At 39.7% G+C, this 15,117-nt stretch carries 19 protein-coding genes and 5 pseudogenes; 6 read left to right on the forward strand and 18 right to left on the reverse strand.

Annotation, left to right across the window (positions count from 1 at the left end; translation table 11 throughout):
- Positions 1–14: 14 nt before the first annotated feature.
- The 3 genes from KUH03_RS38310 to KUH03_RS38320 all read left to right on the forward strand — a co-directional run bounded on the left by KUH03_RS38310 (position 15) and on the right by KUH03_RS38320 (position 1,583).
- Entirely contained in the window at positions 15–389 is a 375-nt protein-coding gene (locus tag KUH03_RS38310) for a hypothetical protein (RefSeq protein WP_257089909.1), read from the forward strand.
- A gap of 125 nt (positions 390–514) precedes the next feature.
- On the forward strand, positions 515–784 hold the full coding sequence (locus tag KUH03_RS38315; protein WP_257089910.1) for a hypothetical protein: 270 nt from the start codon (positions 515–517) through the stop codon (positions 782–784).
- Positions 785–797: 13 nt separating this feature from the next.
- A complete protein-coding gene (locus KUH03_RS38320; protein ID WP_257089911.1) occupies positions 798–1,583 on the forward strand; it encodes an RsmB/NOP family class I SAM-dependent RNA methyltransferase in 786 nt (261 codons plus the stop codon).
- A gap of 69 nt (positions 1,584–1,652) precedes the next feature.
- On the opposite strand, the gene KUH03_RS38325 is transcribed toward KUH03_RS38320, so the two are convergent.
- Complete coding sequence (locus tag KUH03_RS38325; protein WP_120258064.1) at positions 1,653–2,126, reverse strand: universal stress protein; 474 nt, start codon at positions 2,124–2,126, stop codon at positions 1,653–1,655.
- 74 nt (positions 2,127–2,200) lie between these two features.
- On the opposite strand from KUH03_RS38325, the gene KUH03_RS38330 reads away from it, so the two are divergent.
- Entirely contained in the window at positions 2,201–2,974 is a 774-nt protein-coding gene (locus KUH03_RS38330; protein WP_257089912.1) for a C40 family peptidase, read from the forward strand.
- Positions 2,975–3,150: 176 nt separating this feature from the next.
- Here KUH03_RS38330 and KUH03_RS38335 read toward each other — a convergent pair whose 3' ends face one another.
- From KUH03_RS38335 to KUH03_RS38360, 6 genes and pseudogenes are all read right to left on the reverse strand, one after another.
- Complete coding sequence (locus KUH03_RS38335; RefSeq protein WP_306429872.1) at positions 3,151–3,588, reverse strand: outer membrane beta-barrel protein; 438 nt, start codon at positions 3,586–3,588, stop codon at positions 3,151–3,153.
- Between the two features lie 340 nt (positions 3,589–3,928).
- Positions 3,929–5,085: pseudogene (dnaJ, locus tag KUH03_RS38340) on the reverse strand (molecular chaperone DnaJ).
- A 10-nt stretch (positions 5,086–5,095) separates the two neighbouring features.
- Positions 5,096–5,644, reverse strand: a complete 549-nt coding sequence (locus tag KUH03_RS38345) for a nucleotide exchange factor GrpE (protein ID WP_120258060.1) — start codon at positions 5,642–5,644, stop codon at positions 5,096–5,098.
- Positions 5,645–5,800: 156 nt separating this feature from the next.
- Positions 5,801–6,480, reverse strand: a pseudogene (locus KUH03_RS38350) (cell division ATP-binding protein FtsE).
- Between the two features lie 5 nt (positions 6,481–6,485).
- Positions 6,486–6,689 (reverse strand): fructose-6-phosphate aldolase, encoded by a 204-nt coding sequence (locus tag KUH03_RS38355; RefSeq protein WP_120258058.1) that lies wholly within the window; start codon positions 6,687–6,689, stop codon positions 6,486–6,488.
- A 55-nt stretch (positions 6,690–6,744) separates the two neighbouring features.
- Positions 6,745–7,758, reverse strand: a complete 1,014-nt coding sequence (locus KUH03_RS38360) for an acyl-CoA reductase (RefSeq protein ID WP_257089913.1) — start codon at positions 7,756–7,758, stop codon at positions 6,745–6,747.
- Between the two features lie 156 nt (positions 7,759–7,914).
- Between KUH03_RS38360 and KUH03_RS38365 the strand changes: the two are divergent.
- Positions 7,915–8,264: pseudogene (locus KUH03_RS38365) on the forward strand (4Fe-4S dicluster domain-containing protein).
- 372 nt (positions 8,265–8,636) lie between these two features.
- A pseudogene (locus KUH03_RS38370) lies at positions 8,637–9,880 on the forward strand (dicarboxylate/amino acid:cation symporter).
- Between the two features lie 80 nt (positions 9,881–9,960).
- Here the strand turns inward: KUH03_RS38370 and KUH03_RS38380 are convergent.
- The 11 genes and pseudogenes from KUH03_RS38380 to KUH03_RS38415 all read right to left on the reverse strand — a co-directional run bounded on the left by KUH03_RS38380 (position 9,961) and on the right by KUH03_RS38415 (position 15,038).
- On the reverse strand, positions 9,961–10,341 hold the full coding sequence (locus KUH03_RS38380; RefSeq protein WP_257089916.1) for a YchJ family protein: 381 nt from the start codon (positions 10,339–10,341) through the stop codon (positions 9,961–9,963).
- Positions 10,342–10,352: 11 nt separating this feature from the next.
- Positions 10,353–11,062 (reverse strand): annotated as a pseudogene (locus KUH03_RS49800) (MetQ/NlpA family lipoprotein).
- 302 nt (positions 11,063–11,364) lie between these two features.
- The gene (locus KUH03_RS38390) at positions 11,365–11,643 is read right to left on the reverse strand and encodes an ABC transporter permease subunit (protein ID WP_257089917.1); all 279 of its coding nucleotides are present in this window, start codon (positions 11,641–11,643) and stop codon (positions 11,365–11,367) included.
- A 13-nt stretch (positions 11,644–11,656) separates the two neighbouring features.
- A complete protein-coding gene (locus KUH03_RS38395; protein ID WP_257089918.1) occupies positions 11,657–12,016 on the reverse strand; it encodes a methionine ABC transporter permease in 360 nt (119 codons plus the stop codon).
- Entirely contained in the window at positions 12,009–12,296 is a 288-nt protein-coding gene (locus KUH03_RS47390; protein ID WP_306429306.1) for an NIL domain-containing protein, read from the reverse strand. Before KUH03_RS47390 ends, KUH03_RS38395 begins: the two co-directional genes overlap by 8 nt.
- Before the next feature lie 180 nt (positions 12,297–12,476).
- Entirely contained in the window at positions 12,477–12,770 is a 294-nt protein-coding gene (locus tag KUH03_RS47395) for an ATP-binding cassette domain-containing protein (RefSeq protein ID WP_306429307.1), read from the reverse strand.
- On the reverse strand, positions 12,767–12,982 hold the full coding sequence (locus tag KUH03_RS47400) for an ATP-binding cassette domain-containing protein (protein ID WP_306429874.1): 216 nt from the start codon (positions 12,980–12,982) through the stop codon (positions 12,767–12,769). Before KUH03_RS47400 ends, KUH03_RS47395 begins: the two co-directional genes overlap by 4 nt.
- Before the next feature lie 207 nt (positions 12,983–13,189).
- The gene (locus KUH03_RS38405) at positions 13,190–14,050 is read right to left on the reverse strand and encodes a fumarylacetoacetate hydrolase family protein (RefSeq protein WP_257089919.1); all 861 of its coding nucleotides are present in this window, start codon (positions 14,048–14,050) and stop codon (positions 13,190–13,192) included.
- A 58-nt stretch (positions 14,051–14,108) separates the two neighbouring features.
- Entirely contained in the window at positions 14,109–14,219 is a 111-nt protein-coding gene (locus tag KUH03_RS49805; RefSeq protein ID WP_373564562.1) for a DUF1731 domain-containing protein, read from the reverse strand.
- Positions 14,216–14,524, reverse strand: a complete 309-nt coding sequence (locus KUH03_RS38410; protein WP_257089920.1) for a hypothetical protein — start codon at positions 14,522–14,524, stop codon at positions 14,216–14,218. The genes KUH03_RS49805 and KUH03_RS38410 overlap by 4 nt, the downstream gene beginning before the upstream one ends.
- 49 nt (positions 14,525–14,573) lie before the next feature.
- Positions 14,574–15,038, reverse strand: a complete 465-nt coding sequence (locus tag KUH03_RS38415) for an NAD-dependent epimerase/dehydratase family protein (protein WP_257089921.1) — start codon at positions 15,036–15,038, stop codon at positions 14,574–14,576.
- Between the last annotated feature and the right edge of the window lie 79 nt (positions 15,039–15,117).

A 15,117-nucleotide genomic window follows, 5' to 3' on the forward strand; every position in this document is an offset into this window, starting at 1 on the left:
GCAACCAATTTAAGTTGTATGGTCATCCAAATCTTTCAAAACTTTCTTTTGAAAATTTTGAAAACATGGATTTTTATAGTTTGACGGTTACTTCTTCGAGCTTAGCTAGTGATTCCGATGGTGATACGAAAAAGTTCATATCAAATTACAAATCACTGTATAAAGTAGATCCTTCTGAGTTTTCTTATAAGGGTTATGATGCAGCAGTTTATTTTGGCCGTCTACTTCATAAATACGGTGTTGATTATGTAAGCCATATGACTCAGGAGAAATTCTCTGGACTCAATAGCGATTATAGGTTTGAGTTCTATCCGAAGTGGGGTATGCCAATAGAGCTTTGGGGATCATGGTTTATCACAACAAGAAATTTGAAAGAAAATAATCTTTGAATGGCTGAATTCAGTGAAAAACGTGTTTACCAACAAATACGTAATTTTGAGCGGGCGATGGATGGTTTCGAAGGAGATCAACCGTTTTCGCGGTATTTAACAACTTTTTTAAGGAGAATAAACAGATGGGGTCTTCGGATCGTCGGTCCACTTCCCGTCTGTGTTATAACTATTTCCGCTTGGGGCTAGCAGCTTCACAGTTGTCACAGCAACGACGATTGATGCTTGCGGAGTTTTTATGTGAAAACGAGAGCCCTTTGGTCAATCTACTTGAACCTGCTTATAGTGATAAGCTGGGCCTATCTTTAGATAAGAAGATTGCTTTTCTTGAATCTGAAGGACTGCTAAAACGTGAGGACCTATTTCCTTTCACAGCCTATTTCGCCTCAGATTGATACCAAACTATTTTTGAAGAGCCAACTGGTTCAGCCTCATCTGTATATTCGGGTAAAACGAGGTAAGACTAAGATCGTTCGCGCAATTTTGGACGAAAATCAGATTCCTTATAGTGAATTGAGTGATCAGACCATCTCTTTGGCCAATGGTACCTCTTTACAGCGCTTTTCAACATTGGAAGGACTGATTGAAGTACAAGATTTATCCTCACAGCGTACGCTTGAATTTATGAAACCCGAGGATAGAGAATCCTGGTGGGATGCTTGTGCTGCATCGGGAGGTAAATCTCTTTTATTAATGGATGTATGCCCTTCTGTTAATTTATTGGTATCTGATCTTCGCATGAGTATCCTTCGTAACCTGGATGAGCGATTTGATCATGCTGGTATTAAACATTACCGTAAGAAAATATTGGATCTGACAAAAGACCCTTATCCAATATTGGGGAACGAGAAATTTGATGGGGTACTATTGGATGCACCTTGTACAGGCTCGGGTACCTGGGGACGTACACCAGAGATGATCCGGGAATTTAAAACGGCTAAGATTGAAGAATTTAGTGCATTGCAGAAAACTATCGCTAGCCATGTTGCGGGATATGTGAAAGTAGGTAAGCCGCTGGTTTATATTACATGCTCTGTATTTAAAGCGGAGAACGAGGATGTTGTGGACTATATCTTAAACAATTTGGGATTTGAACTGGAAAGTATGCGTTGTCTGGATGGTTATACAGAAAGAGCAGATAGCATGTTTGTTGCTCGGTTGATCAAAAATAGCCAGATTGGCCTAAAAATATAGAAGCGCCTATTCTTAGAAAAAGAATAGGCGCTTTATTTTAGTGCCAGCTATTTCATCATCGCATATCCATTAATCACATTTGCTTGGTATGACCAATACTGGACAGGTTGCTTTGCGAATCACAGATTCAGATACGGAACCCGAAATGAAATGATCAAATCCGGTTCTCCCATTTGATCCCATAATGATCAGGTCTGCCGACCATTCATGGGAGGCTGCAAGAATTTCTTCTTTGATGGACCCAATTCGGTTGAAAAGATATACTTCACCGTAATCGGTAAATTCCCGACTTAATTTTTCAAGATATTTTTGCGCATTTTCCTGCTCCATTTCGGATACTTCCGGCACAATAATAGGCTGCTGACCCAATAGTGGATCTGCTCCGAAATTTGTTGGGGAGGTCGGGGGAATAACAGTGACAAGGGCAACAGAGGCACCAAATACCTGAGCCATTTCTCTAGCATATAGAATGGCTTTCTCAGAACATGGAGCATCATCGACTGCAACGAGTATTCTTTTGAATTTTAAATTTGTATTCTCCATATCTACTATAATTAATTTATCTTCGTTTTATAATATATAATCATAGATTTGACAATTTTGTTTTTATTTGGCCTATGAAATATGGCATTTGTACACTTGCTTTGGTTCCTTTGCGTTCGGAGCAGGCACATCGGAGCGAGATGGTTTCTCAGGTGTTATTTGGTGAATTATTTGAAATTATGGAAGTTGAGACTGACTGGACAGCGATAAGGATGTTGGAAACAAACTATGAGGGCTGGATCCAGAATGGTCAGTTTATAGTCGTTGATCCAGAAGAAATTGAGCACTATTTTGCAGGAACGCCAAGTTTGGTCGGAAGGGAAGGCGGATTGCTTTTTAATGATGAGAATCAACTTCATCTATGCCACGGCACAAAACTTTATATGGATAAGGCTAATAGGTTTACTTTAGGTGAGCTGGATCTAGCTTACCAAGGCCATGTCAATCCCTTTTCCAGATCTGATTTTGAGACTGAGGTTGCTGAACTCGCCATGAGTTATAAGAATACACCCTACTTGTGGGGTGGACGCTCGCAATGGGGAATAGACTGCTCAGGTTTTTCTCAACTGATTTATAGTTGCTTTGGGATCAACCTGCCAAGAGATGCATATCAGCAGGCGGAAATCGGGGAGACTGTTGATTTTATTTCGGAAATTAAGACGGGAGATTTAGCTTATTTTGACAACGCGGATGGACGCATTACACATGTGGGTATCATGTTGGATAGGGATACCATTATTCATGCTTCAGCTAAAGTGCGTATTGATCGAATGGATAATGAAGGGATCTTTAATCGGGAATTGAATAAATATTCGCATAAACTACGTATTGTGAAGCGTTATCGCTAGCCATAAAAAAGGCTATAAGTATTCATACTTATAGCCTTTTTTGTTATTAACTACTGACTAGAAGTGGAATTGCACGCCTAAAGTCGGCGCTAAAGAGTTTACGTTCAAACCGAATGTGTTTGTTGTAATATCGTTAGTTTTGTCTTTGTTGTAGTTGTAGTATAAACCTCTAACTTTTAGTTCGATACCGATTTTGCTCGTAGGAAAGTACGCCAAACCTGGAGCCAATTCAACACCGTATCTTTCAAATTTGTTTTTGTCTCAACGTTATTTGATTCCACGGTTGTTTTTCCCCATGCCATTGGAACTGACAATTGAGCGAAAAATCTCACTGGTCCTTCAGCGGTATATTTTCTAACGAATGGAGATACTTGGAAAGCATCTGTTTTTGTGCTGTTGTCTTTGTTCGTTTCATTTTTACTCCAATCGTAACCAACACCAGTACCTACTGCCCAGTTGTCGCTAACGAAGTAACCAACAGTGGGGTTGATGGAGAATGAATTATTTTTGAAGTCAGTATCTTTAACTTTAGAAGTTTGGAAGCCAACTTGACCACCAACCATGATTTTACCTTTTTCAGTTTGTGCGTTTGCTGCGATTGTTAAACCTGCAATGGCAGCTAATGTAAGTAAAACTTTTTTTCATGTGTTTTTATTTTAATAGTTTGTTCTAATAAGCCAGCAATTACTTCCTGACTTTTTTAATTTGTTAGTCAAATGTCGGAAAGTTATTTTATTTTATTGTCACTGGATTGTCTAGATATTTTGTCAAACTCGTAATTGATAGTGGTTCAATTGTTTAAATTTTGCTATTTTTTTGACCGATAGGCCTTTCATTTTTAAATGCCTATATTGTATTGACTTTTTGTTATTATTTGTCAGTTTGATGTAAGAAAGCAAAAAGAGCCATTGATCAATTGGATCAATGGCTCTTTTGACATCGGGTTAATCGAATTTATTCGAAATATTCTTTTATACGTTCAAAGAATGATTTTTCACTTTTACCAGGTTGTGGTTTAAAGTTTGGTGATTCTTTGAGTTTATTCAATAGTTCTTTTTCTTCGTTGGATACCGCTTTTGGAGTCCAGATATTCACGTAGACAAGCTGATCACCTTTATGGTAAGAATTGACTTCAGGAATACCTTTTCCTTTCAGACGTAATATTTTACCACCTTGTGTTCCAGGTTCGATTTTTATTTTAGCTTTTCCATCAATTGTCGGAACTTCTACGCTTGTACCTAATGTGGCATCGACAAAATTAATGTACAGATCATAGATCACATTAAGGCCGTCACGTTTTAAGCTTTCGTGTGGAACTTCTTCGATTAATATAATCAGATCCCCTGGTATACCGCCACGTGGAGCTGCATTTCCTTTGCCGCTCATAGAGAGTTGCATTCCTTCGCTTACGCCGGCGGGGATATTGATTGCGATTGTTTCTTCACCACGCTCTAATCCTTCACCTCTACAGGTTGTACATTTTGCGGTAATTTCAACACCTTCACCATTACAGGTAGGGCAGGTGCTGGTGGTTTGCATTTGGCCCAGGATGGTATTTGTTACTCTGCGTACTGATCCTGATCCACCACAGGTTTTACAGGTATGGAAAGAAGATTTGTCTTTCGCTCCTGAGCCATCACAGCTATGACAGGAAACTTGTTTGTTGACCTTGACTTTTTCTCAACACCTTTAGCGATTTCTTCAAGAGTTAATTTAACTTTAATACGCAAGTTGCTTCCACGTGCTACGCGACGGCCACCACGTTGACCTCCGCCACCACCACCGAAGAAACTTTCGAAGGGGTGTCCGCCACCAAAGATATCACCAAACTGGCTAAATATGTCATCCATATTCATGCCACCACCACCGCCGTAGCCACCACTAGCTGAATTACCAGCATGGCCAAATTGGTCATAGCGTTGACGTTTTTGTGGATTGCTCAAGATATCGTATGCCTCAGCAGCCTCCTTAAATTTTTCCTCCGCTTCATGATCACCGGGGTTTTTGTCCGGGTGATATTTAATCGCTAATTTGCGATAGGATGATTTAATCTCCTTCTCGTCCGCTGAACGCGCGACACCAAGTATATCGTAATAATCTCTTTTTGACATCGTCTTAATATTATTGACCTATAACTACTTTAGCGTGACGAATCACTTTGTCACCCAAATAGTATCCCTTTTCGATTACGTCCACTACTTTGTTTTTTAAATCTGCTGTAGGTGCCGGAATAGATGTAATAGCTTCCTGTAATTCAGGGTCAAATGCCTGGCCGGCAGTTTCCATTTCTTTTAATCCCAATTGAGACAGGGTTTGTCTTAATTTGTTGTTGACAATATCCATCCCTGTTTTAACGGATTCTACGTCTGTAGCTGTTTCCATCGCATTTAATGCACGGTCAAAATCATCTAACGTAGGTAATAATTTACTGATCACATCTTTTCCTGCGGATTGAATCAATTCAACACGTTCTTTGCTTGTACGTTTTCTATAATTGTCAAATTCAGCAGAAAGACGAATGTATTTATCCTTCGCCTCTGCCAATTCAGCTGCCAACTTCTCTTCAGTAGACAATTCTACCTGATTATCCGAAGGCTGCTCTTGTTGATCAGAAGAATTAGTTTCTACTTGATCTTGACTCTCATCATAATAATTATCTTGCTCATTCATATCTTCAATGCTAAAATAGATTCAAAAATTTTCTATATCTTCTTTTCTCAAAGTTTTTGCCAAACAATAAAATTCCGACAGCTTGTCAGATTTTAATAAAAAGCCTAACAATTTGTCGGAATTTGCAAAAATGTCTTTTACTTGTCAGTTTTTCGTTTAGATGCTGACATTATCCTGCAGAATGCCGTCGCCAGTTTTGATAATCCGGGAAGGCATATTGCGAATAATTGTATAATCGTGAGTAGCCATTAAAATTGCTGTTCCAGAATTGGCGATATCGCGCAACAATAGGACAATTTCCTCGGAGGTGGCAGGATCCAAGTTTCCGGTAGGCTCATCCGCAAGAATAATCTCTGGGTTATTCAGTAGGGCACGGGCAATAACAATCCGCTGTTGCTCACCACCGGAAAGCTCATGGGGCATTTTCTTTAATTTAGAACGAAGTCCAACTTTTTCCAACACGTCCAGAATACGTCCATCAATCATTTTTTTATCTTTCCAGCCCGTCGCCTTTAACGCAAACTCGAGGTTCTTCTCGATCGTTCTGTCGGATAGCAAATGAAAATCCTGAAAACAATTCCCAATTTCCGGCGTAAATAAGGAACATCATTTTCGTGAAGTTTCTTGAGGTCAAATCCAGCGATCATTCCCTCACCATTACCGATATATAAATCGCCATAGATGATTTTTAATAAACTACTTTTTCCGCTGCCAGACTGTCCGATAAGATAGAGAAATTCTCCCTTCCCGATGTTTAAATTGACATTGGATAATACTAAATGTTTCTGTTGGAAGATATCAACGTTCTTTAATGTAATTACTTTATTTTCAATCATGGGCGTTAAAACTCTAATTTTTTAATTTGACCAAAAGGCATTTCTCTTACCAATTGCATGATATATTCCGTCTTTTCTCCCAATCCGATTTTGTCAAGGGATTTGTCAGGTCGATCCACTCTAAAATATGCCAACAAGGTGAAGGCATCATCTCGCAGCTGAACATAGTCGGGAATTTTGGCGACACCTTTTACTTTAATGATATACATGATTTCAAAGTTAGTATTTTTAATGCAATTTCTTTACTATGAATTTAACGGAAGCTTACTGGTTTGCAAATAAAAAGTCCAGCGTATTTATGCCATCTGCATAATCATCCAGGGCCGGACATTGACTTTCACCAAAATGAAAGACTGGCGACTGTATGTTCAACTGGACTTCGGAGACAACACACTGAATATTTTCAGCTTGCTGATTCAGCTCGTTTTCGACATCTTTAAGACGGTTGTACTCCTCGTAATAAACCACGGATAGTGGAGAGGCTGCACGTTGGTCCTGTTTGAGCAAAAGAAATCCATTATCAAAATGCTTGTCTCCGTTGATCAGATAGATCGATTTATTATAGTCGTAATTATTATTGTATTTATAGTGTTCGGATACATCTTTAAAACCTGCTATTCCTTCGAAAAAATGTGCTACGGCATAATCTTTTGGAATGAAAAGTTTGGAAACCGAGCGACAGCCGAGACCGAAGTAATCAAAGATATCGTGACCTAAGGCCTCCAGTTGTGCTGGAGATTCCTGTCCTGTAATGACAGCAACACTATTTCTATTCCTCCGGATAATGTGGGGTTTAGAACCAAAATAATAGTCAAAATAACGGGCTGTATTGTTTGAGCCAGTGGCAATGACCAAGTCGAAGTCTTTGAGTTTATCAACAATTTCAAAAGCTGCTTCAAAAGCGGGTTCGATTTGTTTTAAGCTATTGAGTACACAAGTCGTTAAACCGGCATCATCTGAGGATACTTTAATTTTCGCTTTAAATCCACTGATTAGGACACAAAGGATATCATGAAAACCAACAAGTGGAATATTTCCAGCGAGAATTAAACCTACGGTTTTAGCTGACTCGCTATCTGGATAGGCTTGCAGCCAATGATTAAGCCGCTCTTGTGTTAAGTTCGATGAGATTGCAAGAAGGGCACTTTCAACATTTTTTACGGTATACCAAGGGTTTTTATGTTGCGCCAGTTGAATGATCTGAGTAAGATCTTCAGGCTGCTTTTTCAACAGTTCACCCAGTTTTACAAACGCATTTATTCGTTGTTGCTTTGTCAAAATATTAAATTTTTAAAAGATGAATACACAAATTTGTGTTATATTTGTGCTGTTAACATTAATCAACGTGAATCAACTAGCCTTATTGTACAATCAGACTTTGTTTTCATATTGATAATGCAAAATAGTTTATTTATCATAATTGTGAGGTTATAAATGGCGATTAAAATTACAGACGAATGCATTAACTGTGGTGCTTGCGAACCGGAATGCCCAAATAATGCAATATACGATGCTGGTGTAACTTGGAAATTCTCAGATGGGACGGCTTTGGACGGTGTTATTGATTTTGGCGATGGCGTTACGCTTGACGCGAATGAATCACAGGAAGCGATCTCAAATGAAGTTTATTATATTGTTTCGGATAAATGTACAGAATGTGTAGGTTTTCATGATGAACCACAATGTGCTGCTGTTTGTCCGGTAGATTGTTGTGTGGATGACGAAGATGTACGTGAATCCAACGATGAACTACTAGCGAAAAAGCTTGGTTACACGCGGAATAATTTTTTATTCCGTTAAAATATAGAGCAGGGTAAGAAATTATCCTGCTTTTTTTTTTTTTTGTACGATAGCTTTTGTTAAAATCGGTATTTTGTTGCGAAAGTTGGGCTATTTAAATAATAATATTTGCAAAAGCATAGTATTTTTTTATTTTTGTTCTTTTGACCATTAAAATCTTTTAAATGTTAAAAACCAAAATAGGGTTAATCACCCTCATCACAGTTACATTAGCTTGTATCATTGCAGTATTGTACGAATTTAAAGTTGTGGGCTTTTCGCATGAATTTCTAATGGCTGTCCGTTGGATAGTTGCCACCGTTTTGGTTGTAAATGCGCTTTATAAGAAAAATTTGACCACATGGATTTTAACCTGTATGATCCTGGGCATTTTTGTTGGACTGGATTTTCCCAATCTGGCAATTTCCCTGCAACCACTGAGTAAAGGTTTCATCAAATTGGTAAAGACCATTGTTGGGCCTATTCTTTTTGCAACGCTTGTCTATGGTATCGCAGGCCACTCTGACTTGAAACAAGTAGGACGTATGGCCTGGAAGTCCATGCTGTATTTCTTTTGTGCCACTACCTGTGCTATTTTTATTGGTTTAGGTGCAATCAATCTGACTAAGGCAGGGGTAGGTGTAGACGTTGCCCATATGCCACATGAAGAGCTGCCAGTGCCTAAAGAAAGTTTGGACGAGCATGTATTGAAATCCCTTCCGGATAATGTACATCCAGTTTATAAATTCACTGCATTCGTCCGTGATCTTTTTCCTGAGAATATTGTAAAGTCAGTTGCTGACAATCAGGTATTACAAATTGTTGTATTTTCGGTGTTATTCGGAATTGGCCTAGCGATGGTCGATGAGAAGAAGCGGAAGCCACTGGTAGATTTTACCGAGAGTATGTCTGAGACGATGTTTAAGTTTACGAACATTATCATGTATTTTGCTCCGGTTGGGGTAGGAGCAGCAATGGCATACACCGTGGGGCATCTCGGTGTTGATATTTTGAAAAATTATTTATGCTGTTGGCAACGTTGTATTTTGCCTTGTTTTGCTTTTTTGACGTTGGTGTTGCTTCCTGTTGCACTTTATTTAAAGATTCCTGTCAAACGTTTTATCAACGCTATCAAAGAGCCGGTTTCTATTGCTTTTGCAACGACAAGTTCGGATGCTGCTTTACCTAAAGCCATGAGCGCAATGGAGAAATTTGGCGTGCCGCGTAAGATCGTTTCATTTGTTATCCCCACTGGTTATAGCTTCAATCTAGACGGAACATCCCTTTATTTATCATTAGCTGCAATTTTTGTTGCGCAGGCAGCTGGTATTCACTTGACGTTTGGACAGCAGCTCATGATTGCTTTCACATTAATGATTACCTCTAAGGGGTGGCAGCAGTGCCACGTGCTTCATTAATTATCCTAATAGCAACAGCTGATCAGTTCGGTCTGCCAACCTTCGTTATCGCTGCTATTTTGGGTATTGACGAATTGATGGACATGGCGCGCACCTCTGTCAACGTTGTTGGTAACTGTCTTGCAACAGTTGTTGTCGCCAAATGGGAGGGTGAGTTTGATGAAGAAGCACCTTACCGAGAAGATACAGAAGAATTGGTTTAATACAGCCAATCACCTTATAAAAAGCTGCTCCAATACGTAATGTATTGGAGCAGCTTTTTTTGGAGACTGAAGCCAGAAATTTATCGGCCATCTACATAGTACCAAAGGTTACCTTGCTGTTTAAATGTCGATTTTTCGTAATGGATCTGTACCTCCATTGTTGCATCCAGATAATGGGCTTCAAATTCCACGGTTGAAAAGGTAGCTTTCAGGATACTTAACTGCATCCATTTATTTTCTTTAGCCCATTGCTCAATAGCATTCTTATTTTGGAATCTTCTTGTTGTAGGGTGGAATGTGTTGTACAAAAAGTCAATGTTTCCCACAACAAAAGCACTGTAACGAGCTCGCATAAGCGCTTCGGCTGTAGTTGCCTTGGCATGGGTATGGTGAATTTGTAGGCAGCATTCGCCAAAAGTTGCACCCGAGCCACATGGGCATGAATGAGTCGCTGCTATCATGCTTTTTTGGGTTACCAGCCTTTTATGGCACCATTTTTAAATACTTTCTTTGCTGTTGCTTCTACCTCAGGTGACTGATAGGATTGTATAAACTGCTGTACTTTTTCATCATTTTTATTATCTGCCCGAGCAACAATTAAATTGACATAAGGAGATTCTTTATCCTCTGTAAATAAACCTTGTTTTTCGGGGTCTAATCCGGCCTGTGAGGCAAAGCTGTTATTAATGATCGCAACAACAACCTGAGGGTCGTCAAGTACACGAGGTAGCTGAGGGGCTTCCATTTCAATGATTTTAACCTGTTTTGGGTTGCTTACAATGTCTGTTACTTTTGGTTGTATGCCAACATTTTCCTTTAAACCAATGATTCCCTCACGCTGAAGAAGTAATAACGAACGCCCGCCGTTTGTTGGGTCATTTGGGATAGCGATAGTCGCACCGGGCTGAAGTTCGGTGATGGTTTTGATCTTTTGGAATAGGCAACAATCGGGAATACAAATGTATTTCCCACAATGGTCAGTTTGGTGAAACCGCGTTGTTTGGATTGTTCCTGAAGATAGGGTTGATGCTGGAATACATTGACATCGATATCACCTTGATTCAGGGCTTCATTGGGGACGACGTAATCATTGAAGGCAACCAGTTCCACATCTAGATTGAACTTTTCTTTTGCAACTTTCTTAGCCGTCTCCGCAAGTTCCTTTTCAGGACCTGTCACCACACCAACTTTAAGGGTGTTTTCTTTCTTTTCCTGTTGTTACAAGCTACAATAGTCGTCAGACTAAAGGCTAGAATTGCAAATGCATAGTTCAATTTTTTTCATCTGTTTAATTTGTTTATTCATTAATCAATTTTCCCTTTAAGGCATTCATGCTGCCTTCGGCGGTTTCAGTTGTGATGAAGCTATCAGATTTAATCATCGAGTGTATGTTTTAAGCGGGATTCATGAGTTCGCTTTGTTCGGTTATTCACTCTACAGTATGATCGAATAAATCAAGATGGTTTCATATGATACAATTAATGTTAACGATGGTTTACTTTTTTAGCTATGTAATCGCCTGTATATTGCAACAGGAATACAATTAAAATTAATAAAATAAGGACAGCATTCATGATGAAGGTATCATAACCAACATAGCCGTATTGGTAGCCAATCTGTCCCAGTCCGCCGGCCCCAACAGCGCCACCCATAGCCGAATAACCTACAAGTGTAATTAACGTTATTGTCACATTGTTTACCAGTGAGGGTAATGCCTCCGGAAGCAACACTTTAAAGACCACCTGCTGTGTACTTGCGCCCATGGCTCTGGCAGCTTCAATTAATCCATGGGGATTTCAATAAGCTGTTCTCTACCAATCGTGCAATAAAAGGAGCTGCGCCAATGCTTAAAGGGACCAATGCTGCTGACATACCAATGGATGTTCCTACGAGCTGACGTGTAAATGGAATCATCCATACAATGAGAATAATGAATGGAATAGATCTGAACACGTTCACTAGCAAGGAAACAATCTGGTGCATGGTTTTGTTTTCCAACAACTGATGTTTTCTGGTCAAGAATAGGTAGATTCCAAGCGGAAGTCCGAGCACAAAACCAAAGAAACCTGACAGGAAAGTCATCATTAATGTTTCGAGTGTTCCTGATAATAGTAAATCTAGTACTTGATCAGACATAACCTAATATTTTAGTTTGCGGATGCTGTTCTTTTAAATAGGAGAGACTCGCCGTTATGTTGTCGGTATCACCTGACAATTCGGCTAATATAACGCCAAACTTCATTTCGCCAATGTAATCGATCTGTGCGGTAATAATATTTGTTTTAACCTGATATTGGCGTTCCAAATGTTGTATAAACGGAATAGAATCTTCACTGGAGGTCATGTAAATCTCGACAAGTGGATTGCCCCTGTCTTTTAACCGCTCCTGAAAACCTAAGGGAATATCGACCTGCAAAGAAGATTGGATAAAGTTTTTGGTAGTTTCCTGCTGCGGATTTGCGAAAATGGTTTCAACAGAACCGCTCTCAATTAAAATTCCCTGATCCAGTACTGCGACTTGATCACATATTCTTTGATCACATCCATTTCATGGGTAATCAATAAGATGGTCAGTCCAAGTTGCTTATTGATTTTTTTAATAAGGTGAGGATGGATTTTGTTGTTGCAGGATCCAGGGCGCTGGTAGCCTCGTCACAGAGTAGAATATGGGGGCATTTGCCAGTGCACGAGCTATAGCGACCCGTTGTTTCTGTCCTCCGGATAGATTTGCCGGATAACTCTCCGCTTTATCTTCCAGTCCAACCAGGCTTAGCAGCTCTGAAACTTTTTGACGGATAAATGCCTTTGATTTACGTTCCAGTTGTAATGGAAAAGATATGTTCTCAGAGACTGTTAGTGATGACAAGAGATTGAAATGTTGGAAGATCATTCCGATATTCTTCGTTTCATCATTAAATCTTTGGAAGACATCGACATCAGATCCTCATTCTCAATAATGACTTGACCTGTGTCCGGTCTTTCCAAGAGATTGACACAACGAATCAATGTGCTTTTGCCGGCACCTGAAGCCCCTATGACGCCAAATATTTCTCCCTTGGCAATGGATAGGAGAGACTCTTCAATGCATCTATTCGTTTGGATTTAACCTCGAATGATTTAGATATGTTGTTTAGTTGAATCATTGACCCTATAGGGATTTATGCATTTATGTTAACAAAGTGGATGCCGATATAAATGTACACAAATGCGGTTGATAAATTACAATGAAATGACGAAAAAAATAGCCGTAAACCGATCTTTCCGGACAAAAAATAAAAACAGGAAAGATCGGTCTATAGCAGCAGGATGTTAGGATAGGGAGTGAGCAGATATCACTTGTTTCCCAGATCCAAGTCCTTCGATACCATATTCAATAATATCGCCATCGCGAAGGAAGCGTTGTGGGGATTTTCCCATACCCGAACCGGCTGGTGAGCCTGTTGAGATGATGTCACCCGGAAGTAGGGACATGAACTGACTTAAATACGATATAAGCTTTGGAACACGATAAATAAAATCGCTTGTGTTGCCATCTTGCATCAAGTCGCCATTTAATTTAAGCCAAATTCTCATATTATCGACATCTTGAATTTCATCTTTTGTGGCGATAAAAGGACCAATAGGAGCGAATGTATCACAACCTTTACCTTTGTCCCAGGTGCCGCCTCTTTCGATCTGAAACTCCCGTTCAGTAACATCGTTATGCAGCACATAGCCAAAAACATAATCCAAGGCTTCTTCTTCACTAACATAGGAAGCTTTCTTACCTATAACGATAGCAAGTTCTGTTTCCCAATCGGATTTCACGGAGTTTTTAGGTAGTGTAATACCATCGAAAGGACCGTTAAATGCCGAAACAGATTTCATGAAAACAATAGGTTCTGCTGCTTGCTGCAATTTGGTTTCCTTAACGTGATCGTCGAAGTTGAGTCCAACACAGAGAATTTTGGAAGGAGCCTCCAAAGGAGTGCCGATACGTTCATCTGCAGCGATCTCTTTTAGACTTTCACGATTCTGTTCTACATATACTTGAAGTTTCTCCAAATTTGCCGTATTTGCAAAGAAATCACGGTTATATTGAAAATTTCCTTCTGAAACATCATATTTCTTTTCATTTAAAATGACTCCCGCCTTTTCGGAGCCCTTTGCGCCATATCTAAAAATCTTCATAAGCCGCAAATATACGGATTTTGTCCCAAAAAGGGTCGAAATTAAGGCGAATTAACAGTTAACCGATGTGTAAATTATCTATACAATTATTGTCCAAAGTCGGGTATTTAAAGGGGAATTTTTCCTGAAGTATCTTTTTATTACTCACCCATGTGCCATTGAGTATCATTTCCTGACCTTTTTTCCAAGAAACAGCTTAATCAAGAATGCAGGAGCAGGAAAAGGTATGTAGCATATTCCGTACCGCCGCCTTGCAATGCGTCTGGTGAATTGACCAAGCGGCATCGGATCAGAGGAACAGGCATTGTATACACCAACAAGGGCATTGTTTTGTATAGCAAATAGCAGCATTCGGGTGAGGTCTTCCATGTGGATCCAACTTAACATCTGTTTACCTGAGCCCAGGATAGGGTTGACCCGAAAACGTAACAGTTGGTTGACTTCTTTCAATAATCCCTGGTCTTTACTGATCACTACACCAAATCGGAAGACAACGAGTCTTTTCCTAAGGTTTCAATAGGCTTTACGCTGTCTTCCCAAAGCTTACAGACCCAGGATAAAAAATCACCACCTTGGGGATCTCCTCTTCAAAGGGTTTTTTATGATAACTGTCATCGGCGCCATACCAGCCGGTTGCTGATGCTGATATAACGGCTTTTACTTGGTTTGGGACCTGTTTTAATGTCTGATAAAGCAGTTGTCCACTTTCCACTCTGCTCGATATAATTTCTTGTTGATAGGCCTTGGTCCAACGTGATCCATTGAGATGGGCGCCTGCTAGATTGATGATATAATCCGCTTCCTGTATCGACTTTATATCAATAACTTGTTTTCTGGGGTTCCAATGAACATATCGAACGTTAGCTTGTGGAGGATAGGCCTTCGGATCCCGTGTGAAGATGATTACTTCATAGAAGTTGGCGACCAGTAATTTGGTCAAATGAAGGCCAATGGCACCTGTTCCTCCTGTAATGATTACTTTTTCCATGGGTTAAATCTCAACTTATTTGATCTCGATATCTTTATTATTCTCCCTAATTATCTTTTGTATGGTTAGCCTGATGCTC

The sequence above is a fragment of the Sphingobacterium sp. E70 genome, assembly GCF_019285695.1.
In the GTDB taxonomy this organism is placed as follows: domain Bacteria; phylum Bacteroidota; class Bacteroidia; order Sphingobacteriales; family Sphingobacteriaceae; genus Sphingobacterium; species Sphingobacterium detergens.

Coding starts and splice junctions, on each gene's coding strand:
- KUH03_RS38315 (WP_257089910.1), top strand. CDS start 515: ATGGGGTCTTCGGATCGTCGGTCCACTTCCCGTCTGTGTTATAACTAT.
- KUH03_RS38325 (WP_120258064.1), bottom strand. CDS start 2,126: ATGGAGAATACAAATTTAAAATTCAAAAGAATACTCGTTGCAGTCGAT.
- KUH03_RS38330 (WP_257089912.1), top strand. CDS start 2,201: ATGAAATATGGCATTTGTACACTTGCTTTGGTTCCTTTGCGTTCGGAG.
- KUH03_RS38345 (WP_120258060.1), bottom strand. CDS start 5,644: ATGAATGAGCAAGATAATTATTATGATGAGAGTCAAGATCAAGTAGAA.
- KUH03_RS38355 (WP_120258058.1), bottom strand. CDS start 6,689: ATGTATATCATTAAAGTAAAAGGTGTCGCCAAAATTCCCGACTATGTT.
- KUH03_RS38380 (WP_257089916.1), bottom strand. CDS start 10,341: ATGATAGCAGCGACTCATTCATGCCCATGTGGCTCGGGTGCAACTTTT.
- KUH03_RS38390 (WP_257089917.1), bottom strand. CDS start 11,643: ATGGGCGCAAGTACACAGCAGGTGGTCTTTAAAGTGTTGCTTCCGGAG.
- KUH03_RS38395 (WP_257089918.1), bottom strand. CDS start 12,016: ATGTCTGATCAAGTACTAGATTTACTATTATCAGGAACACTCGAAACA.
- KUH03_RS47395 (WP_306429307.1), bottom strand. CDS start 12,770: ATGATCTTCCAACATTTCAATCTCTTGTCATCACTAACAGTCTCTGAG.
- KUH03_RS38405 (WP_257089919.1), bottom strand. CDS start 14,050: ATGAAGATTTTTAGATATGGCGCAAAGGGCTCCGAAAAGGCGGGAGTC.
- KUH03_RS49805 (WP_373564562.1), bottom strand. CDS start 14,219: ATGATACTCAATGGCACATGGGTGAGTAATAAAAAGATACTTCAGGAA.
- KUH03_RS38415 (WP_257089921.1), bottom strand. CDS start 15,038: ATGGAAAAAGTAATCATTACAGGAGGAACAGGTGCCATTGGCCTTCAT.